This window comes from Methylobacterium sp. WL119, assembly GCF_008039875.1.
Lineage (GTDB): Bacteria > Pseudomonadota > Alphaproteobacteria > Rhizobiales > Beijerinckiaceae > Methylobacterium.
This window is the reverse complement of record NZ_VRUU01000020.1, coordinates 1-24385: the sequence shown is the minus strand read 5'-3', so window position 1 is coordinate 24385 and position 24385 is coordinate 1. Positions and strand designations below refer to the sequence as shown.

At 72.2% G+C, this 24385-nt stretch carries 28 protein-coding genes; 15 read left to right on the top strand and 13 right to left on the bottom strand.

Going from position 1 to position 24385, the window contains the following annotated elements; all coding sequences use genetic code 11:
- Window positions 1-99 precede the first annotated feature (99 nt).
- The 7 genes from FV227_RS28935 to FV227_RS10390 all read right to left on the bottom strand — a co-directional run bounded on the left by FV227_RS28935 (window position 100) and on the right by FV227_RS10390 (window position 4313).
- Window positions 100-255: a hypothetical protein gene (locus tag FV227_RS28935; protein WP_187274747.1), complete on the bottom strand. Its 156-nt coding sequence runs from the start codon at window positions 253-255 to the stop codon at window positions 100-102.
- 69 nt (window positions 256-324) lie between these two features.
- A complete protein-coding gene (locus FV227_RS10415; RefSeq protein WP_147725635.1) occupies window positions 325-600 on the bottom strand; it encodes an adenylosuccinate synthase in 276 nt (91 codons plus the stop codon).
- A 20-nt stretch (window positions 601-620) separates the two neighbouring features.
- Complete coding sequence (locus FV227_RS10410; protein ID WP_147725643.1) at window positions 621-824, bottom strand: Trm112 family protein; 204 nt, start codon at window positions 822-824, stop codon at window positions 621-623.
- Window positions 825-916: 92 nt separating this feature from the next.
- Entirely contained in the window at window positions 917-1585 is a 669-nt protein-coding gene (locus FV227_RS10405) for an LON peptidase substrate-binding domain-containing protein (RefSeq protein ID WP_147725636.1), read from the bottom strand.
- Window positions 1586-1640: 55 nt separating this feature from the next.
- Window positions 1641-2555: a co-chaperone YbbN gene (locus FV227_RS10400; RefSeq protein ID WP_147725637.1), complete on the bottom strand. Its 915-nt coding sequence runs from the start codon at window positions 2553-2555 to the stop codon at window positions 1641-1643.
- A gap of 238 nt (window positions 2556-2793) precedes the next feature.
- Complete coding sequence (locus FV227_RS10395; protein ID WP_147858877.1) at window positions 2794-3282, bottom strand: hypothetical protein; 489 nt, start codon at window positions 3280-3282, stop codon at window positions 2794-2796.
- 53 nt (window positions 3283-3335) lie between these two features.
- The gene (locus tag FV227_RS10390) at window positions 3336-4313 is read right to left on the bottom strand and encodes a glutathione S-transferase family protein (RefSeq protein WP_147725638.1); all 978 of its coding nucleotides are present in this window, start codon (window positions 4311-4313) and stop codon (window positions 3336-3338) included.
- A gap of 286 nt (window positions 4314-4599) precedes the next feature.
- On the opposite strand from FV227_RS10390, the gene FV227_RS10385 reads away from it, so the two are divergent.
- Window positions 4600-4827 carry a hypothetical protein gene (locus tag FV227_RS10385; RefSeq protein WP_147725639.1) on the top strand — a complete coding sequence of 76 codons (228 nt, stop codon included), beginning with the start codon at window positions 4600-4602 and terminating at the stop codon, window positions 4825-4827.
- Window positions 4828-4882: 55 nt separating this feature from the next.
- On the opposite strand, the gene FV227_RS10380 is transcribed toward FV227_RS10385, so the two are convergent.
- Window positions 4883-5812: a hypothetical protein gene (locus FV227_RS10380; RefSeq protein ID WP_147858876.1), complete on the bottom strand. Its 930-nt coding sequence runs from the start codon at window positions 5810-5812 to the stop codon at window positions 4883-4885.
- 188 nt (window positions 5813-6000) lie between these two features.
- Here FV227_RS10380 and FV227_RS10375 point away from each other — a divergent pair, with 188 nt between their 5' ends.
- The 10 genes from FV227_RS10375 (at window position 6001) to purQ (ending at window position 13806) form a co-directional block, all read left to right on the top strand.
- Window positions 6001-7050 (top strand): spore photoproduct lyase family protein, encoded by a 1050-nt coding sequence (locus FV227_RS10375; protein WP_147858875.1) that lies wholly within the window; start codon window positions 6001-6003, stop codon window positions 7048-7050.
- Between the two features lie 44 nt (window positions 7051-7094).
- Entirely contained in the window at window positions 7095-7664 is a 570-nt protein-coding gene (locus tag FV227_RS10370) for a 2'-5' RNA ligase family protein (RefSeq protein WP_147729497.1), read from the top strand.
- Between the two features lie 52 nt (window positions 7665-7716).
- Window positions 7717-8475 (top strand): phosphatase PAP2 family protein, encoded by a 759-nt coding sequence (locus FV227_RS10365; protein ID WP_147858874.1) that lies wholly within the window; start codon window positions 7717-7719, stop codon window positions 8473-8475.
- Window positions 8476-8590: 115 nt separating this feature from the next.
- Window positions 8591-8950, top strand: a complete 360-nt coding sequence (locus FV227_RS10360; RefSeq protein WP_187274746.1) for a PilZ domain-containing protein — start codon at window positions 8591-8593, stop codon at window positions 8948-8950.
- Window positions 8951-9025: 75 nt separating this feature from the next.
- On the top strand, window positions 9026-10330 hold the full coding sequence (locus FV227_RS10355) for a Gfo/Idh/MocA family oxidoreductase (protein ID WP_147858872.1): 1305 nt from the start codon (window positions 9026-9028) through the stop codon (window positions 10328-10330).
- A 67-nt stretch (window positions 10331-10397) separates the two neighbouring features.
- Window positions 10398-11792 (top strand): ActS/PrrB/RegB family redox-sensitive histidine kinase, encoded by a 1395-nt coding sequence (locus tag FV227_RS10350; protein ID WP_147728651.1) that lies wholly within the window; start codon window positions 10398-10400, stop codon window positions 11790-11792.
- A gap of 39 nt (window positions 11793-11831) precedes the next feature.
- The gene (locus tag FV227_RS10345) at window positions 11832-12431 is read left to right on the top strand and encodes an ActR/PrrA/RegA family redox response regulator transcription factor (RefSeq protein ID WP_147728650.1); all 600 of its coding nucleotides are present in this window, start codon (window positions 11832-11834) and stop codon (window positions 12429-12431) included.
- Between the two features lie 112 nt (window positions 12432-12543).
- Window positions 12544-12783 carry a hypothetical protein gene (locus FV227_RS10340; protein ID WP_147843713.1) on the top strand — a complete coding sequence of 80 codons (240 nt, stop codon included), beginning with the start codon at window positions 12544-12546 and terminating at the stop codon, window positions 12781-12783.
- A 103-nt stretch (window positions 12784-12886) separates the two neighbouring features.
- Window positions 12887-13126 (top strand): phosphoribosylformylglycinamidine synthase subunit PurS, encoded by a 240-nt coding sequence (purS, locus tag FV227_RS10335; RefSeq protein ID WP_147728648.1) that lies wholly within the window; start codon window positions 12887-12889, stop codon window positions 13124-13126.
- Window positions 13126-13806, top strand: coding sequence for a phosphoribosylformylglycinamidine synthase subunit PurQ (gene purQ / locus FV227_RS10330; RefSeq protein WP_147858871.1), 681 nt, complete (start codon window positions 13126-13128; stop codon window positions 13804-13806). Before purS ends, purQ begins: the two co-directional genes overlap by 1 nt.
- 257 nt (window positions 13807-14063) lie before the next feature.
- Here purQ and FV227_RS10325 read toward each other — a convergent pair whose 3' ends face one another.
- From FV227_RS10325 to FV227_RS10305, 5 genes are all read right to left on the bottom strand, one after another.
- Window positions 14064-16484 carry a penicillin-binding protein 1A gene (locus FV227_RS10325; protein ID WP_147843715.1) on the bottom strand — a complete coding sequence of 807 codons (2421 nt, stop codon included), beginning with the start codon at window positions 16482-16484 and terminating at the stop codon, window positions 14064-14066.
- A 180-nt stretch (window positions 16485-16664) separates the two neighbouring features.
- Window positions 16665-17924: an N-acetylmuramoyl-L-alanine amidase gene (locus FV227_RS10320; protein ID WP_147728853.1), complete on the bottom strand. Its 1260-nt coding sequence runs from the start codon at window positions 17922-17924 to the stop codon at window positions 16665-16667.
- Between the two features lie 330 nt (window positions 17925-18254).
- Complete coding sequence (locus tag FV227_RS10315) at window positions 18255-19151, bottom strand: hypothetical protein (RefSeq protein ID WP_147858870.1); 897 nt, start codon at window positions 19149-19151, stop codon at window positions 18255-18257.
- A 248-nt stretch (window positions 19152-19399) separates the two neighbouring features.
- On the bottom strand, window positions 19400-19753 hold the full coding sequence (locus FV227_RS10310) for a phasin (RefSeq protein WP_147729981.1): 354 nt from the start codon (window positions 19751-19753) through the stop codon (window positions 19400-19402).
- Between the two features lie 352 nt (window positions 19754-20105).
- Window positions 20106-21338: a glycosyltransferase gene (locus FV227_RS10305; RefSeq protein WP_147858869.1), complete on the bottom strand. Its 1233-nt coding sequence runs from the start codon at window positions 21336-21338 to the stop codon at window positions 20106-20108.
- Between the two features lie 152 nt (window positions 21339-21490).
- Between FV227_RS10305 and FV227_RS10300 the strand changes: the two genes are divergently transcribed.
- The 4 genes from FV227_RS10300 to FV227_RS10285 form a co-directional block, all read left to right on the top strand.
- Entirely contained in the window at window positions 21491-22780 is a 1290-nt protein-coding gene (locus tag FV227_RS10300; protein ID WP_147858868.1) for a glycosyltransferase family 4 protein, read from the top strand.
- A 50-nt stretch (window positions 22781-22830) separates the two neighbouring features.
- Window positions 22831-23013, top strand: a complete 183-nt coding sequence (locus tag FV227_RS10295) for a hypothetical protein (protein WP_147844753.1) — start codon at window positions 22831-22833, stop codon at window positions 23011-23013.
- Between the two features lie 393 nt (window positions 23014-23406).
- Window positions 23407-23925 (top strand): phosphate-starvation-inducible PsiE family protein, encoded by a 519-nt coding sequence (locus FV227_RS10290; protein ID WP_147729856.1) that lies wholly within the window; start codon window positions 23407-23409, stop codon window positions 23923-23925.
- Between the two features lie 64 nt (window positions 23926-23989).
- Window positions 23990-24385, top strand: a 396-nt coding sequence (locus tag FV227_RS10285) for a DUF1223 domain-containing protein (RefSeq protein ID WP_147858867.1), incomplete at its 3' end; no start/stop codon positions are given.

The window sequence follows — 24385 nt, the reverse complement described above, 5'->3', positions numbered from 1 at the left end:
CGCATCGTGCAGGCCTCCCCGCCCGCGGCGGCGAGGGGGGCCCCGCGGCTCGTCCGAGGCCCGTGCGGAAATGGCCGGCGAAGGCCGCTCGGCCGGGGCTCACGCCGTCGGCGCGGTCCCCGGGCAGGGCATCGGTGCGCAGGACAGGCTGGCGGCCGGCGGCTTGGACGGCGGGGCGCGCAGGACGATGATGGCGCTGCCGAGCACGGCCAGCGCCACGGCGGCGACGAAGGTGAGGAAAAGCCAGCGGGGCATCGCCTCCCCTACCACGGGCGGGCGATGGCCGGTACCGCGGCACGTTCGACGCCCCGGCCGGGTCCCGTGTCAGGCGGGGTCGATCTCGAACTCCATGCCGCGGCCGGGGCCCTGGTCGGCATAGCCGACGAGGGTGTAGCCGCGCTCGGCGAGGGCGGCGTCGAGGTGGTCGCGATGCTTGCGGTAGAGCTGGCCGATCGCCAGCGGCGTCAGCCGCGGGTTGCCCTGGCGCAGCCGGTCGACGCCGATCTGCAGCGGCGCGCCGTCCCGGTCGGCGATGCGCACGATCGCGGATGCGAGCTCAGCCGCCTTCGTCTCGGAGGCGGATTTCGCCTTGAACGCCATGCCCTCGTCCTCGCCCCGGCTCAGTCCGTCAGCTGGCGCGCCTCTTCCGGCAGCATGATCGGGATGCCGTCGCGGATCGGGTAGGCGAGCTTGGCCGAGCGGCTGATCAGCTCCTGGCGGCCGGCATCGTAATCGAGGGTGCCCTTGGTCAGCGGGCAGACCAGCAGCTCGAGGAGCTTCGGGTCGACGCGGGTCGCCTCGACGGCGGTGCTCTGCGTGGTCATGTCCTGCGTCATGCTCTGGTTCTCCATGGGAAGCCGTGCCGGTTGGTCGCGAAGGCGCGGGCGCTCGTCGCCGCCGGCCGTCCTTCGAGCCGTCACTGCATCGTCGGCTCGGGCCCGGTGCTGCGCACCATCTCCATCTCGGTGACCGCGACCAGGATCTCGGCGCGGGTCTTCAGGTCGGCGGCCTCGAGCATCGCCTGCTTCTCGCGGACGCCGAACGGGCTCATCATGCACAGCGCGTTGACCAGGGCCTCGTTCGGCGCCTCCTCGATCCCGGCCCAGTCGACCTTGAGGTCGTTGGAATCGACGAAGTCGCGCAGCGCCCGCAGCACGCCTTCGCGGTCCACCGCGTCCTCGCCGGCGCGCGCGGTGAAATCGATGGCGAAGTCGTCGTAGCTGACCTGGCAGCGGCGATAGGCGCCGGTGGTGGCCAGCTCGCTCATCACCCGGAAGCGGCCGATGCCGGTCAGCGAGAGCAGGTAGCGCCCGTCGCCGGTCTCGGCGAACTGGGTGATCCGCCCGGCGCAGCCGACGCGGTACAGCTTCGGGTTCAACGGCGAGGCGCCGCCCTCGGCGTCGGGCTGGATCATGCCGATGACCCGGTCGGTCCGCAGGGCGTCGTCCACCATCGCGAGGTAGCGCGGCTCGAAGATGTTGAGCGGCATCTGCCCGCGCGGCAGCAGCAGGGCGCCGGGCAGGGGGAAGACCGGGATGACGGGCGGGCAATCGCCCGGCCCCTTGTAGCCCGCATGCGTGCTCATGATGCCTCCAGCAAGACAGAACCTTCGGCTTCCCTCTGCACCCGCAGATCCGCCCTCACGCGAACAGCAGCGTCGAGAGCTTGCGCCGTCCGCGGATCGCGGCCGGATCCATCGGGCCCCAGGCCTCGAAGAACTGGAGCAGCTGCTTGCGCGCGCCGTCCTCGTTCCAGGTCCGGTCGCGGCGGATGATCTCGATCAGGTGATCGACCGCCTTCTCGCGCTCGTTCCCGGCATTGAGGCCGAGGGCGAGGTCGAACCGGGCCTGGTGCGCGTCCGGGTTCACGGCGACCTCCGCCTCCAGGCCGGCGAGGTCGCCGAGCGCCGCGGCCTGCTCGGCCAGGACGATCGCGGCGCGGATGCCGGCGAGCCCCGGGTCGGCGGCCTTGGCCTCCGGCACCATCGCCAGCACCTGCTTGGCGTTCTCCAGCTCGCCAGCGTCGAGCTGGATCTTGGCGAGGCCGGCCAGGGCCGCGACGTTGTCGGGCTGCTGCCCGAGCACCGCGGCGTAGAGCTCGGAGGCGCCGGCGAGGTCGCCCTCCGCCAGCGCCTGCGCGGCTTCCGCCATCACCTGATCGATCTCGCTCGGGCCGGCGAGACGGTCGAAGAAGGTCTTGATCTGCGCTTCCGGCAGGGCGCCCTCGAACATGTCGACCGGGCGGCCCTGGTCGATGGCGACCACGGCGGGCACGCCCTGCAGGCCGAGCTGCTGGCCGATCTGGCCCCAGACCGCCGGATGCTCGTCGACGTTCATCTTGACCAGCACGACCTTGCCCGCGGCGGCTCGGACGAGCTTCTCCAGCACGGCGAGCAGCGTCTTGCTCGACGGTGCGCGCGGCGACCAGAACGCGACCAGCACGGGACGGTTCGCCGATTCGGCGATGACGTCCTGCCGGAAACCGGCCGTGGTGGTCTCCCGGATCAGGTCGGACCCACCCGGGTGCGCGTCCGTCGCGAGCGTGTCGTTCAGCATGCGGTGTCGGGCCTTGGAACCAAATGTCGCCAGACCGGGTACATGGGACTCGGGCACGCGGCTGACCAGTGCGGTGCGCGCGCTCTCGCGCGGCGGAATCGGGCAAATCCGCGGGTTTCGTCGCGTTTTCGCCGGCCCCCGAGGGCCGTCCCGCGCGCGGTGCCGGGCCGAGACCGGATCGCTGCATCCCAGGGTGGAGCGCGTCGCGCGGTGCGCCCCGACCCTCGAAACGCCGGGCCTACTGCGCGGGGGCGCCGGCGGCGGCCTTGGCCTGCGTCACGAAGGTCCCGGCGAAGGTGCGGCCGTCCGGCGCCGAGGCCTCGCAGGCGATGGTGGTCTTGCCCGGTGCCGGCGTCGAGAAGGTGCAGGCGCCGACCGCCGGGGTCGGGTTGCGCACGATGCCCTTGTCGCTCGACGTGCCGGTGGTGACGAGGTTGATCGGCTGCAGCGGGTCGGTCTCCTCGGTGCGCTCCTGCTGCGCGCCGGTGCCGCTGAAGCTGAGCGTGCGCCCGTCCGTGGTGGTGAAGTCGAAGGTCGTGCGCCGACGCTCGGCGCTGTTCCCGAGGGTCGGCCTGCAGGCCGAGGTGGCGTCCTTCCCTTCGATCGTCAGTTTCTCGCAGGTGCCGTCGAGCTGCACCGCGGCCTGGGACCAGGCGGGGCCCGACAGCGCCAAGGGCGCGGCGAGCAGGGCGAGGGCGAGGCGGCGAGAGGTGTGTGCGAGCGTCATGCTGTCCGATCTAACGCGCCGCGCGCATCCGTCGAGCCCGGCGCGCGTTCGCCTCACCCGCCGAAGCGCAGGGCCCGGTCGTTGGGCGCGGCGAAGTCCAGCGCCGGCCCCACCGGGACGATGCCCGTCGGGTTGATGGTCGGATGGCTCTCGTAATAGTGCCGCTTGATGTGGACGAGGTCCACCGTCCCGGCGACGCCCGGCAGGGCGTAGAGGTCGCGCAGGTAGTTCGACAGGTTCGGGTAGTCGGCGATGCGCTGCCGGTTGCACTTGAAGTGCCCGACATAGACCGCGTCGAACCGCACCAGCGTCGTGAACAGCCGGATGTCGGCCTCGGTGAGCCGAGCGCCGCACAGGTAGCGCGACCGGTCGAGGCGGGCGTCCAGCGCGTCAAGCTCGGCGAACAGCGCGGCGAAGGCCTCCGCGTAGACGGATTGCGCGGTGGCGAAGCCGGCCCTGTAGACGCCGTTGTTGACCCGGTCGTAGACCCGGGCGTTCACCGCATCGATTTCCCCGCGCAGGTCGTCCGGGCAGAGGTCCGGCCCGCCGCCGTGGAAGGCCCCGTCGAGCATGCGGATGATCTCGGCCGATTCGTTCGAGACGATCGTCTTCCGCTCGCGGTCCCACAGCACCGGCACGGTGACGCGGCCGGTATAGCGCGGGTCGGCGGCGCGGTAGACCTCGTAGAGCCGCGTCGCATGGTGGATCGGATCGGGGGTGGCGCCGGGGCTGTCGCCGAACACCCAGCCCTCGGCGCCCATGTGCGGGTCGACGACGGAGACGGAGATCGCGTCCTCGAGGCCCTTCAGCGCCCGCACGATCAGGGTGCGGTGCGCCCACGGGCAGGCGAGCGAGACGTAGAGGTGGTAGCGCCCGGGCTCGGCCTTGAACCCGCCCTCGCCCGAAGGGCCGGGCGACCCGTCGGCGGTGACCCAGCTGCGGAAGGCGGAGGCCTTGCGCTCGAAGCGGCCGCCGGTCGACGCCGTGTCGTACCACTGATCCTGCCAGACGCCGTCGACGAGCAATCCCATGGGTGCGATCCGTTGTTTCGCGCGTCGCGCCGTCCGTCGGGAGGGCGACGCGGCGAGGGGGAAAGGTTGCGGCAGGCTTGGTGCCTCTCACAACCCCCCCGTCGTGGCGTCGCCGACATAGTGAACGGCCGCGGAGGTCGGGGGTTTTGTGAGGTGCACTTAGCCCGTTTCCTGCTTGGATGTCTCCCTCGGTCGTCGCCCCGCGCAGGCCTCGGCATCTCGCATTCGATGCCGGACCGTGAGACGGGTGGCACGATCCCGCCGAAACGTCCGGAGAGAAGGCCCGATGTCGCTTGCCCTCGCGATCCCCGCCGCCGAGGCGGCCATGTTCACCGCCGGATGCGCCGCGATCCACGCGCTGCGGCGGCAGGCCGACGGGGTGACGCTGGGCCTGGCCGGCCTCCTCGCGATCGTCGTCCTGCTCCTCGGCATCGCGTGGACGCCGGACCTCTACCTCGCGGCCCAGACCGACGACGTCCTCGTCGAAACCACCCTGAGCCAGCCGATCCCCTGACGCGATCTTGCAACGGGAGAGCATTCCACGTGATCCGGGGATCGCGGAGAATGCTCTAGCCGGCCGCGCCGGCCCGGCGCCCGGCGGCCACGTCGAAGTCGTCGGCGGGCAGGCGGGCGAGGAAGCGCTCGGCCAGCTCGAACAGCAGGATGTCGGGGCGCACCCGCTCGACGTAAGCCCAGTCGAAGCTCGACGACCACACGAAGTGCACCTCGGCGAAGCTCTCGGCCAGCAGCCCGGTGAGCAGCATCGGCGCGAAATGCGCGTAGGAATCGCCGAACAGCACCACGCGCCGCGGGTCGGCGGCGGGGTTGGCGTTGCGGTAGACCACGTGCGCGCCGACATGCAGGTCGACCTCGGTTCCCGCTTCCTCGGAGGCCGCGAGCAGCGCCCCGGTCTCGACGCGCACCGCGTCGCGGTGGATCTGCGGGCGCACCAGGCGCTCGGCCGGCCGGCCCGGCAGCTTCGCGCCGAGATCCATCACCCGCTCCGTCACGAGGACGGGCCGGGTGCCGATGTCGGCCGGCGGGACCGCGGCGAGCGCCCGCATCAATTCGCGATAGGCGAGCAGGCATCCCTCGGCCGACCAGTGCGTGTCGGTCTTGAGGTAGAGCGGCACCGGCCCGTCGCGGGCCGCGCGAAACGGGCCGAGCAGGTCGAGATAGGTGGCCTGCCCCGCGAGCTTGCGGGCGAGGCGACGGGTCGAGGCCCGGGCCGGGTCGTAGCGCAGGTCGATGGTCTTGTGATCGTAGACCGAGAGCTTTTCCGGCACGATGAGCTGGACGCAGCGGATGCCGAGCCCGGCCGCGCGGGCGGCGCGCGCCGTGATCAGCCGGGTCCAGCCGCGCAGGGTCCACCACTGCCGCAGGGTCCCGCGGTAGCGCTGCATGACGTCGTTGCTGCCGCCGATGAGGAACAGCCAGCCGTCGCGCCCCTCGTGGACGGTTTCCCGGACGGGGGGGACGGGCGAACGCTTCGGGGCCATGGCCGGTGCTTTAGCCGCAGGCCGCGCCCGGCGGAAGTGAGGAGCCGGCACGGGTGCCGGGGCGTTCGGCCCTCATGGAGCCCGCCCAGACCCTCGCGCCACCGGTGCTTTCGCCGCCCGTGCTTTCGCCGCCCGTCCTTTCGCCGCCGCCCGCGCCGGCCGTCTCGTCGACGGCGCGGCCGGCACGCTTGTGGCGTCCGCGGCGCGTCCTGGCGACGCCGGCCGCCCTGGAGCACGCGCACGGCCGGGCGATGCTCGCCCGCGCGGAAGCGCTCGGGCTCACGGTCGAGCGCCTGACGGCCAACCGCCTCACCGGCCTGCGCCAGGCCGACCCGCGCCGGGCCTACATCGAGGCGAAGGCGACGCTCGCCCTCGTCGTGGCACCGCCGACCAAGCTCCGGCTCCAGCCGATCCCACCCTCGGCCGACTGGCGCTTCGACCTCGCCGAGGGCTGCCCGGCCCATTGCCAGTACTGCTACCTCGCCGGCTCCCTGTCGGGGCCGCCGGTGACGCGGGCCTACGCCAACCTCGACGCGATCCTGGCCAATCTCGGCGCCTATCTCGGCCAGGGCGCGGTGACCTCGGCGCAGGCCGAGCGGGCGCAGGAAGGCACCACCTTCGAGGCCTCGTGCTACACCGATCCGCTGGGCATCGAGCACCTCACCGGCTCGCTCTCGGCGGCGATCCGGCATTTCGGTGCCTGGGAGGCGCCGGTGCAGCTGCGCTTCACCACCAAGTTCGCCGCGGTCGAGCCGCTGCTCGACCTGCCGCACAACCGCCGCACCCGCATCCGGTTCTCGGTCAACGCCCGCACCGCGACGCGCTACGAGGGCGGCACCGCGAGCCTCGACGCGCGGCTCCAGGCGATGCGGGCCGTGGCGCTGGCGGGCTATCCCGTCGGGCTCACGATCGCGCCGATCCTGCCGGTGCCGGATTGGGAGGCCGGCTATGCCGGGCTGATCCGCGAGGCCGCCGCGGCGCTCGCCGACGTGCCCGACCTCGACCTCACCGCCGAGCTGATCACCCACCGCTTCACCCCGGGCTCGAAGCAGGTGCTCCAGGGCTGGTACCCGGGCTCCGACCTCCCGCTCGACGAGGCCGAGCGCGCGAAGAAGCTCACCAAGTTCGGCTCGGTGAAGTACGTCTTCCCCAAGGAGCTGATGCGGTCGATGCGCGACACGCTGTTTGCCGCGCTCGCCCGCGACCTGCCCGCGGCGCGGATCCTCTACTGGACCTGATCGCGCGCCGCGCCATCTCCGTCCGGCCGCGACAGGAAGCCCGCATGCCAGAGACGCCGACGCAAGATGCGCTGAAGCAAGAGGAGCCGGGACAGGACGCCCGGCAGGCGCCCCTGATCCTGACGCTCGAGTTCGACGCGGACACGTTCGCGCGGTTCGACGGCCTGCGGCGGCGGCACTTCCCGAAGGCGCTCAACCGCATCCCGGCCCACGCCACGCTGTTCCACAACCTGCCCGGCGCCGCCGAGGCGGGCGTGCGCGAGACGATCGCGCTGCTCGCGCGCACCGTGCCGCCGCCCGAGGTTGCGGTGACGGGGCTGCGCTTCACCGGCCGCGGCGTGGCCTACGTCCTCGATTCCGAGCCGCTCTCCGCCTTCCGCGCGCGCCTCGCCAAGACCTTCGACGCCCACCTCACCGCCCAGGACAAGCAGGGCTGGCGCCCGCACGTCACCGTGCAGAACAAGGTCGACCCCGACACCGCCCGCGCGCTCCACGCCGCCCTCGCCGACGACTTCGCGCCGTTCCGCTTCACCGCGCCGGCCACCCGCCTGTGGCGCTACCTCGGCGGTCCCTGGGCCGAGCGGGCGCGCTTCGCCTTCGGCGAGAACGCGTGATGGTCTCGATGAATCCTCCCCACGGCGCCCGCGATCGATCGGGCACGGCGCGATGAGCCCCCCCGCCCCGCTGCGGCGCATCCCGTTCCTGTCCCACGCCACCTCCGTCTGGCTCCGGCTGCGCCTCAACGAGGTCGGGCCGTTGCTGGCGCTGATCTGCGTCAGCGGGCTCGGCTACGCCTTCTTCGCCCTGGCGCACGAGGTCGGCGAGGGCTCGACCGAGGCGCTCGACCGCAAGATCCTGCTCGCCCTGCGCAACCCGGCCGACCTGTCCGATCCGATCGGGCCGCGCTGGCTCGAGGAGACGATGCGCGACATCACCGGGCTCGGCAGCGTCTTCACCATCGTGTTCCTGACGGCGTCGGTCGCGGCCTACCTCGCCCTGTCCGGCAAGCGCCGGGTCGGCCTGTTCGTGATCGGCGCGGTCGGCGGCGGCGAGCTGGTCTCGACGGTGCTGAAGCTGTTCTACCATCGCCCGCGGCCGGACCTGGTGCCGCACGGCATGGACGTGTTCACGGCGAGCTTCCCGAGCGGCCACGCGATGATGTCGGCGATCGCCTACCTGACCCTGGCGACGCTGCTCGCGCGGATCGACCGCTACCGCCGCGTCAAGGCGCTGGTGCTGGCGCTCGGCGTCACCATGACCCTCCTCGTCGGGATCAGCCGGATCTACCTCGGCGTCCACTGGCCGAGCGACGTGCTGGCCGGCTGGTGCATCGGCGCCGCCTGGGCGGCCCTGTGCTGGTTCGTCGCGCTCCAGCTCCAGCGCAGCGGCGGCGTCGAGGCGCCGGACCCGCCGCCGGCCCGGTGACGGCCGCATGCCTGCCCGGCGCCGTTAGGGTTAACCATCACTTATACCTGACGAGACGAAGCTTTTCGTGCTCCCTTGCATTGATGAAATGCCAACAAGAGCCGGGATGACTTTCGTGACCTTGACGACGCCCAAGATCGAGCGCCGCTACAGCGACCGCCGCCGGGCCTGCCTCGGCGGCACCCTGCGCCTTGCGGCGTTCCTGCCGGAGGCTCCGTGCCGCCTGCGGGACCATTCGCTGACCGGCGCCCGCATCGTCGTCGCGGAGGACGTGGTCCTGCCGCGCGTCGTCGACCTCACCGTGACCGGCCGCAACGTGACCGGCCGCAACGAGACCCGCCGCGCCGAGGTCGTCTGGCGCGACGGCACCCAGGCGGGCCTCGCCTTCCTCGATCAACCGGCGCGCGAGGACGGGGCGGCGGCCGAGGCCCGGGCCGCCTGGAATGCGGCCGCCCCGCCCGACCGGCTGCACTGAGCGCGCCGGCGCCCGGCGGAACCCTGCGATCAGGCCCCGGGTTTCCCCGCCTCTCACCGACCGAGACGGGGATGCATGGCAGACGATCACGGGCTCTCGCGACGGACCCTACTGCGGGCCGGCGGCGTCACCCTCACCGGCGCGGCGCTCGCGGCTGCGGACGCGGCCCGCGCCGCGACGACGCCCGGCCCGACGGTGCCGGCCGACACCGGCGCGGTTCAGGGCGGCCGCGTGCAGTTCCCGAACTGGCGCGGCCAGGGGGACCGGCCTCCGGCGCCGACGCCCGCGCCGCAGCCGCCGGGCCAGCGGGTCGGCTACTGCGTCGTCGGCCTCGGGCGCCTCAGCCTCGACGAGATTCTCCCGGCGCTCGGAGAGGCCAAGCGCTCGCGGCTCGTGGCGCTCATGTCGGGCACGCCGGACAAGGCCAAGCTCGTGGCCAAGCAGTACGGCGTCGCCGAGAGCGCGGTCTACGGCTACGGCGACTGGGACAAGCTCAAGGCCAATCCCGAGATCCAGGCGGTCTACATCGTCACCCCGAACGCGGTGCACCGCGACGACGTCGTCGCCGCGGCGGGGGCCGGCAAGCACGTGCTGTGCGAGAAGCCGATGGCGGCCTCCTCCGCGGAAGCCCGCGCGATGATCGCGGCGTGCGAGCAGGCCAAGGTCAAGCTGATGATCGCCTATCGCTGCCAGTACGAGCCCTACAACCGCGAGGTCGTGCGCCTCGTCCGCTCGGGCGAGTTCGGCAAGCCGCGGATGATCCAGGCCTTCAACGGCCAGACCTCGGGCCTGCCGGAGCAGTGGCGCCTGAAGAAGGCGCTGTCCGGCGGCGGGGCGTTGCCGGATATCGGGCTCTACTGCCTCAACGGCGTGCGGGCGCTGCTGGGCGAGGAGCCCGACCTGATCCAGGCGCACACCTATTCGCCGCCCGACGACCCGAAGTTCCGCGAGGTCGAGGAGAGCGTGAGCTTCACCCTGCGCTTCCCCTCCGGCGTGCTGGCGCAGTGCATGACCAGCTACGGCGTCCACGAATCGCGCCGCCTGACGGTGCATACCGGCGGCGCCGACATCGATCTGCAGAACGCATTCGCCTATGTCGGCCAGCGCCTCGTCATCACCCATCGCGACGGCAAGGCGGTGTCGCAGGACACCAAGGTGCTCGGCGCGAAGAACCAGTTCGCCCTGGAGATGGATCACTTCTCGCGCTGCATCCAGGAGAACCGCCGGCCGCGCACCCCCGGCGAGGAGGGCCTGCAGGACCAGGTGCTGATGGAGGCGATCTACGAGGCGGCCCGCACCGGCGCGCCGGTGCCGATCGCGCCGATCCCGGGCGCCGGCCTCGACGCCACCCGCGGCCCCGAGCTGGACGAGGCGGGTTGACGCGGCGGCCGCCGGAGCGTCGCGGGCCCTGGATGGGAGGGGCCGCGGCCCTATCGTAGAACACATCATGCTCGACACCGATCCGAGCGGCTTCGTCCGCGACGCGCGCCACCTGCGGCTCGACACGTTCGTGCGCCTGCGCTGGCTCGCGATCACCGGGCAGAGCGCCGCCGTGGTCGGGGCGCAGTTCGGGCTCGGGCTCGGGCTGCCGTTCGGCTGGTGCTTCCTGGCGATCGCCGCCTCGTCGTGGCTCAACCTCGGCCTGCGCATCCGCTTCCCGGCGAGCTACCGGCTGAGCGCCGATTCGGCGGCGCTGCTGCTGGCCTTCGACATCGTGCAGCTCGCCGTGCTGCTGTTCCTCACCGGCGGGTTGCAGAACCCGTTCTCGCTGCTGTTCCTCGCCCCGGTGCTGATCTCGGCGACCGCGCTGCCGCCGGAGCGGACGCTGGCGCTCGGCCTGCTGGCGATCGGGCTGGCGACGCTGCTGGCCCTCGTCCACCGCCCGCTGCCGTGGTTCGCCGACGGCCGGATCGAGCTGCCGTTCCTCTACGTCTCCGGGGTGTGGACGGCGATCCTGCTCGGCACGGCCTTCACCGGCGTCTACGCCTGGCGGGTCTCGGAGGAGACGCGACAGCTCGCCCAGGCGCTGGCCGCGACGGAGCTGGTGCTCGCCCGCGAGCAGCACCTGTCGCAGCTCGACGGGCTGGCGGCGGCGGCGGCGCACGAGCTCGGCACGCCGCTCGGCACGATCATGGTGGTGACCAAGGAGCTGGTGCGCCAGCTCGGTCCCGACGCACCGCCGGCCGTCGCCGAGGACCTGCAATTGCTGCGCGAGCAGGTCGACCGCTGCCGCGGCATCCTCTCGAAGCTCACCTCGCTCGACGGCGACGGGGCCGGCTTCCTCGAGACCTTGAGCTTCAGCCATCTCATCGAGGAGCTGGTGGCGCCGCACCGCGCAATGGGCATCGCCCTCGACATATCGAGCGCGGGCGACGCCCCGGAGCCGGATTGCCGCCGCAACGCCGGCGTGATGTTCGGGCTCGGCAACATCCTCGACAACGCGGTCGACTTCGCCGACGCCCGGGTGGTGATCGAGGGGCGCTGGACCCTGGACCGGGTCACCCTGGAGATCCGCGACGACGGCCCCGGCTTCTCCGCCGAGGTTCTGCTTCGGGCGGGCGAACCCTACGTCACCACCCGCAGCCCGGACCGCACGGCGGGCCAGAACCAGGGCGGCACGGTCGGCGCCGGCCTCGGCCTCGGGCTGTTCATCGCCAAGACGCTGATCGAGCGCTCGGGCGCGCAGATCACCCTGGCCAACGCCTCGAAGCCGGGAACGCACGGGGCGCAGGTCCGGATCTCCTGGGCGCGCCACATCTTCGAGCGGGGTGCGGCGCTCCGTCATGCCCCCGAATTCGGTACCCGGCCACCCCTGCCCGCGGGCGATGTCGCGCCTATATAGACTTTCAACGAATACAACGAAATGTTTGAGGAGCTTCTCATGCTGACGCAATCGAGCTCGTCGGGCGCCCCGGATGCTGTGGCGCTCAACGACGCCGACCCGCTCGCCGCGTTTTCCGACCGCAGCCTTCTGATCGTCGACGACGACAAGCCGTTCTCGACCCGCCTCGCCCGTGCGATGGAAGCGCGCGGCTATCACGTCCAGGTCGCCGAGAGCGTGGCCGAGGGCGTCTCCGTGGTCGAGGCGCGGGCCCCCGCCTTCGCGGTGATCGACATGCGGCTCGGCGACGGCAACGGGCTCGACGTGATCGCCCGCCTGAAGGAGCGCCGGCCCGAGGCCCGCGGCGTGATCCTCACCGGCTACGGCAACATCGCCACCGCCGTCACCGCCGTGAAGCTCGGCGCGTTCGACTACCTCGCCAAGCCGGCCGATGCCGACGAGATCCACGGGACGCTGATGGCGCAGCCCGGCGAGCGGGCCGACCCGCCCGAGAACCCGATGTCGGCCGACCGGGTGCGCTGGGAGCACATCCAGCGGGTCTACGAGCTGTGCGGACGGAACGTCAGCGAGACCGCGCGGCGGCTGAATATGCACCGCCGCACCCTCCAGCGCATCCTCGCCAAGCGGGCGCCGCGCTGAGGCGGGGGGCCTCCCGGCCCTCCGCTTATCGGTTGCACAGGATGCGACAATCGGGGTACTGCCGCCTTCGCAAGCGGGACGCACATCCGTGCCGCCGGAGGAAGGGGTCCTCGTGAACACCCGCAACCTGATCACGATCCTCAGCATGATGGTGCTGGTGGGAACGGAAGTCTTCGCGGTGGCGATCGCCGCGGGCTGGGCAATCGCCGGCCTGTTCGAGCTCGGCGACACCGTCGGCCACGTGCTGATGGGGCTGTTCAGCGTGGTCGCGGCTTGGATCATGCTCCAGCTCTGGCAGCGCGCGACCAGCATCGAGCCCCTGCGCACGGCACCTCGGGCCGCGCGCCGGTGATGCCTGGTCTCGGCACGTCCCGTGTCGATCCCCGCGCCCGGCTCGGCCGCCCCGACGTTCGTCACCGCCTTCTTCCGATCCAGACCCTGCTGAGTGGCCCATCATGAAAGCCCGCATCGTCGTCACCCTGAAGACCGGCGTCCTCGATCCGCAGGGCAAGGCGATCGAGGCCGCGCTCAAGTCCTTCGGCATCGCGTCGATCGAGGGCGTGCGCCAGGGCAAGGTGTTCGACATCGAGGTCGCGGCCGCGGACCGGGCCGGCGCCGAGGCGACGCTGAAGACCGCCTGCGAGAAGCTCCTGGCCAACACCGTGGTCGAGAACTACGCGATCGAGATCGCGTGATGCGCGCCGCGATCGTCGTCTTCCCCGGCTCGAACCGCGACGCCGACGTCGCCCGCGCGCTTCGGCTTGCCGGGGCCGAGGTCGCGACCATGTGGCACGCCGACACCGCGCTTCCCGCCGGCACCGACCTCGCCGTCCTGCCCGGCGGCTTCTCCTACGGCGACTACCTGCGCTGCGGCGCCATCGCCGGCCGCGCCGCCGCGATGGATGCGGTCCGCGCGCACGCCGCCCGCGGCGGGCTGGTGCTCGGCATCTGCAACGGCTTCCAGATCCTGTGCGAATCCGGCCTGCTGCCGGGCGTGCTGATGCGCAACGTCGACCGCCGCTTCATCTGCCACCGGCAGACGCTGCGCGTCGAGCGCACCGACACGCGCTTCGCCGGCGCCTACGCGAAGGGCGAGGTCATCGACGTCTGCGTCGCGCACGGCGAGGGCAACTACTTCGCCGACCCCGAGACGCTGGCCCGGATCGAGGGCGAGGGCCGGGTCGCGTTCCGGTACTGCGACGCTGACGGGCAGGTGACGATTGCCGCCAACCGCAACGGCTCGCTCAACGCCATCGCCGGGATCTACTCGGAGGGCGGCAACGTCCTCGGGATGATGCCGCACCCTGAGAACTTCGTCGAAGGCTTGGTCGGCGGCACCGACGGGCGTGGTCTCTTCACTAGCCTCGCCGCCTGAGCGGCCGCCGATACTGATGTCGGCCCGGTCGAACCGGGCGATGATTTGAGGAACGCCGGATCGTTAACCGCGCGTTAACTTTTTCGATTGAATGTCGGGGCATTCCAGATGTCTGGATGTCGAGTGAGACCTCCGTCCCGCTCTGTTTGATGCCTCCCTGAGACTTCAAAGCCGCCCGTCAGGGGCGGCTTTTTTTGTTCCGCATCGGAACTACGTCCCTCTCCCCTGGAGCGGGGGAGGGAAGAGAGGCATCCCGCTCAGTACAGCCCGCCGGCCTGCACCGCGCGGTCGGCATCCGCCGGGACGGTGGCCGGCGCCGCGGCCTGACCGGCCGGGGCGACGTAGGAATCCGGCGGCGCGGTGCCGGGCTTGAACGCCTCGAGGATGGTGCCGGCGCCCTCGCCCGATCCGGCGCGCATGCCGGAGCCGAGCGCCACGCGGATCAGCTTGATGCCCGGCGGCACCCGGAACGGGGTCGGCGGCTTGTCCTTGAGGGCGACCTTGAGGAAGTCGAGCGCGATCGGCGCGGCGAGGCCGCCGCCGGTGGCGCGGTCGCCGAGCGAGCGCGGCTTGTCGAAGCCGATGTAGATGCCGACCGCGAGGTCCGGCGAGAAGCCGACGAACCACGCGTCCTTGGCGTCGTTGGTCGTGCCGGTCTTGCCGGCGAGCGGCTTGCCGATCTGCTTGAGGATCGTCGCCGTGCCGCGCTGCACGACGCCCTCCATGATCGAGACCATCTGGTAGGCGGTCAGCGGGTCGAGCACCTGCTCGGAATCGTCGACCAGCTTCGGCTCGTCCTGCCCGGACCACTTCTCGGCATCGCAGCCGACGCACTTGCGGTTGTCGTGCCGGTAGATCGTCTCGCCGATGCGGTCCTGGATCCGGTCGATCAGGGTCGGGCGGATGCGGCGGCCGCCATTGGCCAGCATCGAGTAGGCGGTGACCATCCGCATGACGGTGGTCTCGCCGGCGCCGAGCGACATCGGCAGCACCGGCAGCATGTCGTCGTAGACGCCGAAGCGGCGGGCGTACTCGGCGATCAGCGGCATGCCGACGTCCTTGGCGAGCCGAACCGTCATCAGGTTCTTCGAGTGCTCGATGCCGTAGCGCAGGGTGTGCGGCCCACCGGACTTGCCGTCGTAGTTCGAGGGCGTCCACGCCTCCTGGCCGGGGCCGGCCTCGATGGTGATCGGCGAGTCCTGCACGATCGAGGACGGGGTGTAGCCGTTGTCGAGGGCCGCCGAGTAGACGATCGGCTTGAACGACGAGCCGGGCTGGCGCATCGCCTGGGTCGCGCGGTTGAACTCGGATTCGTCGTAGGAGAAGCCGCCGACCATCGCGTGCACGCGGCCGGTGTTCGGGTCCATCGCGACGATGGCGCCGGACACCTCGGGCTTCTGGCGCAGGCGGTACTGGCCACGGCCGCCATCCATCGCCTCGACGTAGATCATGTCGCCGGCGGCGAGGTTCGGGCGGCCGGCCCAGCGCATGCCGTCCGGCGGGATCGTGCCGGTGTCGCGGTCCTTGGCGACCTGGCCCGAGGCCTCGCGCTTGGGCTGCAGGCCGATCTGCACGCCGCCGCCGCCTTGCCCGAGCACCACGGCGAGCCGCCACGGCGCGACGTCGCCGAGCGCGTTCACCTCGGCCGCCGCCATGCCCCAGTCGCGCCCGGTCAGGTCGACCTTGGTGACAGGGCCGCGCCAGCCGTGGGACTGGTCGTAGCGCACGAGGCCGTCGACCAGCGCCTTGCGCGCGAGGGCCTGCATCTTCGGGTCGAGGGTGGTGCGCACCGACAGGCCGCCCTCGTAGAGCTTCTTCTCGCCGTAGCGCTCGGAGATCTCGCGGCGGACCTCCTCGGTGAAGTAGTTGGCGTTGGCGGCGTTCGGGAAGGCGACGCGCGGGTTGACGCCGAGCGGCATCTTCTTGGCGGCGTCCGCCTCCTCCTTGGTGATGTAGTTGTTCTCCGCCATCAGGCGGATGATCTCGTTGCGGCGGTCGAGCGCCGCCTGGGTCTTGCGGTAGGGGTGGTAGTTGTTCGGCCCCTTCGGCAGCGCGGCGAGGTAGGCCGCCTCGTTGATCGTCAGCTCGTGCACCGACTTGCCGAAATAATCCAGAGCCGCGGCGGCGACGCCGTGCAGGTTGCGGCCCGGCACGATCGTGCCGAGGAAGATCTCGTTGAGGTAGAGCTCGAGGATCTTGTCCTTGGAGTAGGTCGCCTCGATCCGCAGCGCGATCAGCGCTTCCTTGATCTTGCGGTCGAAGGTCTGCTCGTTCGAGAGCAGGAAGTTCTTCGCGACCTGCTGGGTGATGGTCGAGGCGCCCTGCCGCTTGCCGCTCTTGGCGTTGGTCAGCGCCGCGCGCACGATGCCCTCGGGGTCGATGCCGCCGTGCTTGTAGAAGTTCTTGTCCTCGGCCGAGAGGAAGGCGGCGACGATGATCTTCGGCATCGCCTGGATCGGCAGGTAGAGCCGGCGCTCCTTGGCGTACTCGGCCAGCAGCGAGCCGTCGGCGGCGTGGACGCGGGTCATCACCGGCGGCTCGTAGTTGGCGAGCACGGCGTGGTCCGGCAGGTCCTGGCTGTATTTCCAGTAGAAGAACGCGCCGCCCGCGGCCGCGATCACGAACAGCACCGCGAAGGCGCTGAACAGGAAGCCGAAGAAGCGAAGGATGAGGCGCATCCGGTTTCCCGTCCGTCGGTTTCTTCGGCCGCGCGCGGAGCGCATTCGGCTAGGGGGGTCGGGGCTGCCCGCGAGGCGCACGCCGATCCGGCATGCCCGCAGCCTGGAAGATCCCCGCCGACGATGACCGAAGAATGGACGGCGCGACGGGGTCTCGAGTGCCCCGTATCGACACCGGATCTATGGTGAAACTGGGGCGATTGCCGCCGAGCGGCGGTTCGGCACCACCGGGCGGACCAGGCTGGCCCGGTTGCCGAAGAACTGGTCGATCGCCTTGGCCATCGAGCCGGTGACGGAGGCGCGCCACTCGGCCGATTGCAGCAGGTCGAGGTCGCGCTGGCTCGACAGGTAGCCGAGCTCGACCAGCACGCTCGGCACATCGGGCGAGCGCAGCACCTTGAAGCCGGCCTCGCGGTGCGGCTTCGTGCTCATCTCCATCACCGGCCCGAGCTGGCCCATCAGGGTCTTGGCGAAGCCGGACGAGAAGCCGCGGGTCTCGCGCAGCGTCAGCTCCTGCAGGATGTCGGCGATCTCGGGCGGCCCGTCGCCGGATTCGGCGCCGGCGGCGGCGTCGGCCTTGTTCTCGCGCTCGGCAAGCTTGGCAGATTCGCTGTCGGTCGCCTTCTCCGAGCCGGTGTAGATCGTCGCGCCGCGCACCTGCGGCGCCGACGAGATCGAATCCGCGTGGATCGAGACGAACAGGTCGGCCTTGGCGTCGCGGGCGATGCGCACGCGCTCGGACAGCGGCACGTAGACGTCGCGGTCGCGGGTCATCGCCACCCGGTAGCGGCCGCCGGCCTCGAGCCGGGCGACCAGCGCCTGGGCGAAGCCGAAGACGATGTCCTTCTCGAACACGCCCCCGACCGCGATCGCGCCGGGATCGATGCCGCCGTGGCCGGCATCGACCACGATGAGCGGGCGCCGGTCGGCGGGCTCGGCCGGCGCCACGGCCTTGCCGGCCGCGGGGGCGAGGTCGCCGGCGGTGGCCGCCTTGCGGAAGCTCTCGCGGTCGGCGCGCTGGAACGGCACGGTGAGGATCACGGCGCCGTCGCGCGGGCGCGTCGCGGTCTCGATCCGCCCCACGGTGGCGGGGCCGGCGAGATCGACGACGATGCGCGAGCGCCCCGGCGCGAACAGCCCGTAGCGGAACGACTGCACCAGGCCCTCGCGGCGGCGGCCGGTCTCGGGCGCGAGCTGGAAGTTGACCTCGGCGAGGTCGATCACCGCCCGGTCCGGGCGCTCCATCACGAAGGCGCGGGCATCGACCGGCTTCGACAGGGTGAGGGTGAGCTTGGTGCCCGCGGGCGAGGCGGCGAGGTCGGCCGCGATCGCCACCGCGGGCGGAGCCCGGTCGCCGTTCTGCGCGCAGGCGGGCATCGCGGCGAGCGCGACGGCGGCCGTCAGGATCGCGGAACGGATCAGGCGCGCGGATCGCAGCATCGGTCGGCCTCCCGAGCCTCCGATACGGCATAGGAGCGACATGGTTAACCGGAGGTTTCCGGCCAAGCTCCATTCCGGCAGCGGCTGTGACCGGGAGGCGACAGGGACGTTCCGCCGCCGGCGGTCTCGTGCACGGATGCCGCGCGCCAACCGAACCGGCTCCTTTCCGTCATCCCGGGGCTGCGCAACAGAACCCGGGATCCGCCCCCCCCCGACGAGACCGATCGGGGCGCGACCGGCGGTCCTGGCTCCCGGGCTCGCCTTCGGCGCGACGACGCGTCGGATTTGCCGGGATCCGCGCGTTGGCGAGCGGACGGCGGCGCGGCAGCCTCAGCGGTGGCCGACGATCCGCGTCGCGCGGCGGGCGAGTTCGCTCCAGCAGGTGAGCGAGGCGTCGGCGACGCGCTGCATCTCGTTGACCTGCAGGCGGATCGCGTCGGCCGGCGAGCGCGCGTCCTTCAGCGCGCTGAGATGGGTCAGCACCGCCGAGCTCTCGTCGCGCATGAAGGCGAACAGGGTCTCGCCGAGGCCTTCGAGGTCCTGACGCAGGGCCGGGACGGGTCGGCGCCCGGCGCGCCAGGAGGCCGGCGACGGCAGCGCACCGTCCGACAGCTGCACCGGCGCCTCGCCGGGCTGGGGCGCCGCCCGGGGCTCGGGCGGCCGCGCCGGCGCGGCGGATTTCAGCGGGACCACGTTGGTGTAGGCGGGCGGAGCCTCCGGCTCCGGCGCGGCGGCCGCGACCGGCGCGGGCTCGTCGGCAGGCACGGGCTCATCGATAGGTGCGGGCGCCGTGTCCGCAGCCGGGCCGGCAACTTCCGGTTCGGAGACCGGCGGCGCTTCGGGATTCGGGATCTCGGCGAAGGCGGGTTCGGCCAGGTTGGCGTCGGCGGGGACCGGTATCTCGGCCGGGGGGGCCTCCGGCTCGGGCGCCGACGTCGGGGTGCCGGTCGCGGTGCCGAGGGCCTCGGGCGAGACCGTGTCCATCAGGTGCGCGTGAAGCGGCTCGGGAGGCGCCTCGGAGGGCACCGGCGGGAACGACTCCTCCGGCGGGTGCAGCGCCGCCTCGAGCGCGGCGGCGCGAGCGCTTTTGGCCTCACCCGCCTTGGCCTCACCCGCCTTGGCCTCACCCGTCTTGGCCTCACCCGTCTTGCCCTGCAGGGTGCCGGGCGGGGTCGAGGAGGAGCGGCGGCCGGTCGATCGTCCCTGCGGCGTCCGTTGCTTGCCCATCGTCGAGATCCCTTGAGGCCGTCCGCGTGTCGTTCCGTTCGAGCCCGAATCGCACGGGCCGAACGTAGTCCAGTTGCCGGCCGGCGCAATGCATCGGGGGTGCGGCGGCGATCGGCGCCCGCGGATCGGCACCCCGACGCGACGGCCGCGAGACCGGACGATCCAGCCGCGGTGCCGACCGGAGGCCGGGGCCGCCGCGCCGGTGCGCGGCGGAAGATCCTCGGCCCCGCACGGGGCCGAGCGGCGGCTCAGCGCGCGGCGTTTTGCGCGAGGGCGCCGAGGTCCTTGGCCTGCGCCTGCATCGCGGCGATCTGGCTGCGGACGAACTCGGACTGCAGCTCGAAGGCCTCGCGCAGGTCCTTGGTGCGCACGAGCTTCTGCGCGAAGTCGAAGGTGGCGTTGGCGTTGGTCTGGGCGTGGTCGAAGCCCTTGGCGACGGCGGCCTGCATCGAGGACTGGAGGTTGAGCCCCGAGCTCTGGACCTGCTCGGCGGCCTTGAGCGCGTTGCCCATCAGGGTGCCGACGGCGGTGCGGGCCTGGTCGACGCTCTTCTCGGCGAAATCGCGCATCTCGGTCGGGATCTCGAAATTCGGGGTCTGCATGAATCGGCTCCTCGGGTGGCGTCGTCACCGGCGGTCTCGAAGCGATCGCCCGTGCGAGGCGGATTTATGTTGCATTGCAATAATAAGTCAAGACGCCGCTTTTCGAGGCGAAAGCCGCGCTTATTAAGCAGAGACGCTAGCCTCGGCATCGATCCGAGACCCCACCAAGCGCCACACCTGACAGATTGCCCCCGATGTTGCTGCAATCATCCGTCGGGCACAGGGGCACGATGGCGACGACGGCGCGATCGTGACGTCGTGGGGGATCGCGAAACCGCACGGAAACTTGATCTGATCGGCCGATCGCTTCGCATCGTCCTCCGGGCGGGCGCGGGTCGGGCGCCGCGCCGGCCTATGCGTGCTGCATCGCGTCACGCCGCGTGCGCAGCAAGCCGGCATACAGCGCGGCCGAGGCTTCGGCGTGCCGGGCGATGGTCATCGGCGCGGCCCAGAAGCGGCCGTGGGCGGCCCGGCCCATCGCGGCGACGCGAGCGTCGTCGGCGAGGCGCGCGAAGGCCGCCGACAGGGCGGCGGGCTCGGGCGGCACGACGAAGCCGCTCGTGCCGTCCAGCACCTTCTCGGCGGCGCCGGAGCGGTCGGAGGCGACGACCGGGATGCCGGCGGCGAGCGCCTCGTAGACGGTGAGCGGCCCGGTCTCGAACCAGCGCGACGGCGCGGCGAGCGCACGGGCGCGGCGGCGCAACACCGCCTGCACGGCCTCCGGCGCCTGCCAGCCCAGCATCTCGACGTGGGGCATGGCCCGCAGCTCCGCCTCCAGCGGCCCGGTGCCGACGAGCAACGCCGTCAGGCCGGCCTCGCGGGCGGCCGCCGCGACGAGGTCGGCGCCCTTCTCGCGGGTCAGGCGCCCGACATAGGCGACGGCGTCGCCCCGCTCCGGCGCGGCCGGGGCGCCGGGGGCGACCCGCACCGGGTTGTCGATGCGGTGATGCGTGAGCCCATAGCCGCCGAGCATCGCGCCCATCCGCGCGCGGCTCGCGTCGCAGACGTGGACGACGTGGAGCCCGCGTCCCGACACCGCCCGCCGCGCCGCCGCGGTGCGGGCGACGCGGACCAGCTTGTGCAGGCGGCTCCTGGCATCGCACGGCGCCAGGATGCAGGCGGCGGACATCGGCGCGAGGGCACAGGGCTCGGCCGTGTCGAAGCGGTAGTAGACGCCGTTCGGGCAGGCCAGGAAGTAGTCGTGCAGCGTCAGCGCCACCGGGGCGCCGGTGGCGAGCAGCACCGGGAAGATCCCGGGCGACAGGCTGCGGGTCCACTGGTGGACGTGGACGACGTCCGGCGCGCGCGCCATCCGCCCGATTGCGTCGCTGAGCGCCCGCGCGGCGCGGGCGTGCCAGATGCCGGCGACCGCCGCGGCGGCGGGGTTGCGCGCCCACACGTCGGGCAGGTCGAGGCAGATCCGGGTGAGGTTGCGATGGTCGAGCAGCGGGTCGACCGGGCCGGCGACGCCCTGGACGTAGGTGACCCGGAGCCCGGCCTCGGCCAGCCCGCGGGCCGATTCGACGGCGACCTTCTCGGCGCCCCCGCTCGGGCTCGCGAACTCGGCCAGGATCACGACGTGCATGGCGACACCGGCGCAGGAGATCGAGAGATCAGGCGGTCGAGCGGGGACGATCCGAGCGGGAACAACCGCAGATCGGCGGCGTGCCCGAGGTTTACGTGGGATCAACTGCGGTCCGGTAAACGTGGGGACATCCAGGGAGCGGGAGCCGCCTCGTGCACGTCGTCCTCGTCGCCGACCACGCCTACGTCAACGGCGGCCAGGCCAAGGTCGCGCTCGACTCGGCCCTCGGGCTCGCCGCCCGCGGCACCCGCGTGACGCTGTTCGCCGCCTGCGGCCCGGCCGACCCGCGCCTGGCCGCCGCCGGCATCCGCGTGGTCTGCCTGAACCAGGACGACATCTCGACCACGACGAACAAGCTCGCCTTCCTGGCGCAGGCGATCTGGAACCGCGAAGCGGCCCGCGCGCTCGCCGCGGAACTGGCGACGTGCGACCCCGACGATACCGTGGTCCACGTCCACGCCTTCGCCAAGGCGCTGTCGCCGTCGATCGGCGTGGCGTTGCGGCGCGCGCGGCTGCCGCTGCTCTACACCATGCACGAGTTCTTCCTGGTCTGCCCGACCGGGGGGTTCTACGAATATCCGGCCGCCGCGATCTGCCACCGCACGCCGATGTCGGGCGCGTGCCTGACGACGAACTGCGATGCGCAGAGCTTCCCGCGCAAGCTCGCGCGGGTGGTCCGCCACCTCGGCATGACGCAGGTCGCGGAGCTGCCGACGCTCTTCCGCCACGTGATCACGATCAGCGACCTGCAGGAGCGGGTGGTCGGCCCGCTGTTGCCGCGCGGGACCCGCTTCCACCGGGTCGACAACCCGATCGCGGTGGCGCACCGGCCGATGACCGAGCGGGCGCCGGGCGACTTTCTGTTCGTCGGGCGGATCTCGACCGAGAAGGGCGCGCCGATCTTCGCGGAGGCGGCGCGGCGGGCCGGCATCCGCGCGGTCTTCGTCGGCGACGGCGAGCAGCGGGCGGCGCTGGCCGCGCGCTACCCCGAGGCCGCGATGCTCGGCTGGCGCGATGCCGCCGGCGTTCAGGCGCTGATGGGCGCCGCCCGCGCGCTGGTCTTTCCCAGCGTCTGGTACGAGGGCCAGCCGCTCACGGTCTACGAGGCGCTGGCGCTGGGCACGCCGGTGGTGGTGAGCGACGCCTGCGCCGGCCGCGAGGCGGTGGTCGACGGCGAGACCGGCTTCCTGTTCCGCTCCGGCGACCCGGACGCGCTCGCCGCCCACCTGCGCCGGCTCGCCGACGACGCGCTCGCCGCCCCGATGGGCCGGGCCGCGCATGCCCGCTACTGGGCCGCGCCGCTCACCCTCGACGCCCATCTCGACCGCCTCGCCGGCGTCTACGAGGCGGTGCTGCGCGAGGCGGCGCCGGGCCGGGCGACCTCGCGCGCCGCCGCCCCCCGGCCGACGCGGCGTGAAACACCCGGGGCCGCCTCGCGTTGATCCGGCACCGGCGCCGCCCTCGGCGCCTCGTGACGGCAGGAGCAGCCCCGATGACCGACGACACCAAGACGCCGCAGGGCGCGGACAAGCCGGGGTTCCAGCAGGGCAGCGCCAAGCCCGGCGACGAGAAGAACCCCGCCAACCAGCAGGACAAGATGGGCGAGCGCCTCGACGACGCCCTCGAGGAGACCTTCCCGTCGAGCGACCCGGTCTCGGTGAAGATCACCAAGTAGCGCGATCCGCAGGCGTTCGGGGCCGGTGCGCGCGAGGCGCGCCGGCCCTTTTCGTTGCGGTGCTTCCGCTGCGGGCACGGACAACGCAAGCACGCGCGGACGGGGAAGGCACGGGGACGCCGAGCGGTCCCGTGCGGAGCGCCCTCCGCCCTCAGCGGCCGCGCAGGAAGAAGAACCAGATCAGGAGGATGACGGGGATCGGGATCCCGATGAGCCACAGCAGGCCGCCGGTCAGCATGTCTTTCTCCTATGTTGCACGAGAGCAACGGGACCATCCCGGAAACCGTTCCGCCGCGCGGACGCCCGCGATCCCCGCCCGCCGCCAAGCTTCCGCTGGACGCCGGCCGCACGATCCTGTCTCATCGGAACGAAGACGCGTCCGGGAGGCACGCCATGGCCGACGATCCGCAATCGCAGGGGCGCCTGACCCGCGCGTCGAGCTTCGTCTTCCTCCACACCGAGCACGCGATCTACGCGGCCCTGGGCCTGCTGCTCGCCTTCACCGCGCTGATCGCGCTGGTCGACGCCGTCGGGCTCACCTTCGAGGCGCTGCGCTCGCTCGGGGGCGCCGCGCAGACCCTGGAGGTGGTCGACCGGCTGCTGTTCCTGCTGATGCTGGTGGAGATCCTGCACACGGTGCGGGTCTCGATGCGCTCCGGCAAGCTCACCTGCGAGCCGTTCCTGATCGTCGGGCTGATCGCCTCGATCCGGCGGGTGCTGGTGATCACCCTGCAATCCTCCGAGATCATGCACGGCAAGGACTGGTCGCAGGAGAAGGCGGCCCTGTTCCAGGCCTCGATGATCGAGCTCGGCGTGCTCGCCGGCCTGATCCTCACCATGGTGGCCTCGATCTTCCTGCTCCACCGCGCCCGCGACGACGACAAGCCGGCCGGCGAGGAGACCGAGGGGTAAGCCCGGGTAACTGGCCCGGCCGCGCCGCGAAGGGCACGGCATCGCACCCGTCCGGAGACCTGCCATGCGTCGCACGATCTCGCTCGCGCTCCTCGCCGCCCTGCTCGGCGCCCCGTTCTCCCCTTCCGCCGTCTCCCCGGCGGACGCGGCCGGGCGGCCGGTGGTGGTCGAGCTGTTCACCTCGCAGAGCTGCTCGTCCTGCCCGCCGGCCGAGGCGCTGCTCGGGCAGATCGCGCGCGAGGGCGGCGCCGTGCTGCCGCTCGCCTTCCACGTCACCTACTGGGACCACCTCGACTGGCGCGACACCTTCGCCCTGCCGGCGGCGACCCGTCGGCAGGCGGCCTACGCCGAAAGGCTCGGCGGCGGCTCGTACACCCCCGAGGCGGTGATCGACGGGCAGGTCGGGCTCGTCGGCTCCGACGCCGGCGCGGTCCGCGCCGCGATCGCCCGCGCGCAGGCC

Coding starts and splice junctions, on each gene's coding strand:
- FV227_RS28935 (WP_187274747.1), bottom strand. CDS start 255: ATGCCCCGCTGGCTTTTCCTCACCTTCGTCGCCGCCGTGGCGCTGGCC.
- FV227_RS10415 (WP_147725635.1), bottom strand. CDS start 600: ATGGCGTTCAAGGCGAAATCCGCCTCCGAGACGAAGGCGGCTGAGCTC.
- FV227_RS10410 (WP_147725643.1), bottom strand. CDS start 824: ATGACCACGCAGAGCACCGCCGTCGAGGCGACCCGCGTCGACCCGAAG.
- FV227_RS10405 (WP_147725636.1), bottom strand. CDS start 1,585: ATGAGCACGCATGCGGGCTACAAGGGGCCGGGCGATTGCCCGCCCGTC.
- FV227_RS10400 (WP_147725637.1), bottom strand. CDS start 2,555: ATGCTGAACGACACGCTCGCGACGGACGCGCACCCGGGTGGGTCCGAC.
- FV227_RS10395 (WP_147858877.1), bottom strand. CDS start 3,282: ATGACGCTCGCACACACCTCTCGCCGCCTCGCCCTCGCCCTGCTCGCC.
- FV227_RS10390 (WP_147725638.1), bottom strand. CDS start 4,313: ATGGGATTGCTCGTCGACGGCGTCTGGCAGGATCAGTGGTACGACACG.
- FV227_RS10385 (WP_147725639.1), top strand. CDS start 4,600: ATGTCGCTTGCCCTCGCGATCCCCGCCGCCGAGGCGGCCATGTTCACC.
- FV227_RS10380 (WP_147858876.1), bottom strand. CDS start 5,812: ATGGCCCCGAAGCGTTCGCCCGTCCCCCCCGTCCGGGAAACCGTCCAC.
- FV227_RS10370 (WP_147729497.1), top strand. CDS start 7,095: ATGCCAGAGACGCCGACGCAAGATGCGCTGAAGCAAGAGGAGCCGGGA.
- FV227_RS10365 (WP_147858874.1), top strand. CDS start 7,717: ATGAGCCCCCCCGCCCCGCTGCGGCGCATCCCGTTCCTGTCCCACGCC.
- FV227_RS10355 (WP_147858872.1), top strand. CDS start 9,026: ATGGCAGACGATCACGGGCTCTCGCGACGGACCCTACTGCGGGCCGGC.
- FV227_RS10350 (WP_147728651.1), top strand. CDS start 10,398: ATGCTCGACACCGATCCGAGCGGCTTCGTCCGCGACGCGCGCCACCTG.
- FV227_RS10345 (WP_147728650.1), top strand. CDS start 11,832: ATGCTGACGCAATCGAGCTCGTCGGGCGCCCCGGATGCTGTGGCGCTC.
- purS (WP_147728648.1), top strand. CDS start 12,887: ATGAAAGCCCGCATCGTCGTCACCCTGAAGACCGGCGTCCTCGATCCG.
- purQ (WP_147858871.1), top strand. CDS start 13,126: ATGCGCGCCGCGATCGTCGTCTTCCCCGGCTCGAACCGCGACGCCGAC.
- FV227_RS10325 (WP_147843715.1), bottom strand. CDS start 16,484: ATGCGCCTCATCCTTCGCTTCTTCGGCTTCCTGTTCAGCGCCTTCGCG.
- FV227_RS10320 (WP_147728853.1), bottom strand. CDS start 17,924: ATGCTGCGATCCGCGCGCCTGATCCGTTCCGCGATCCTGACGGCCGCC.
- FV227_RS10315 (WP_147858870.1), bottom strand. CDS start 19,151: ATGGGCAAGCAACGGACGCCGCAGGGACGATCGACCGGCCGCCGCTCC.
- FV227_RS10310 (WP_147729981.1), bottom strand. CDS start 19,753: ATGCAGACCCCGAATTTCGAGATCCCGACCGAGATGCGCGATTTCGCC.
- FV227_RS10305 (WP_147858869.1), bottom strand. CDS start 21,338: ATGCACGTCGTGATCCTGGCCGAGTTCGCGAGCCCGAGCGGGGGCGCC.
- FV227_RS10295 (WP_147844753.1), top strand. CDS start 22,831: ATGACCGACGACACCAAGACGCCGCAGGGCGCGGACAAGCCGGGGTTC.
- FV227_RS10290 (WP_147729856.1), top strand. CDS start 23,407: ATGGCCGACGATCCGCAATCGCAGGGGCGCCTGACCCGCGCGTCGAGC.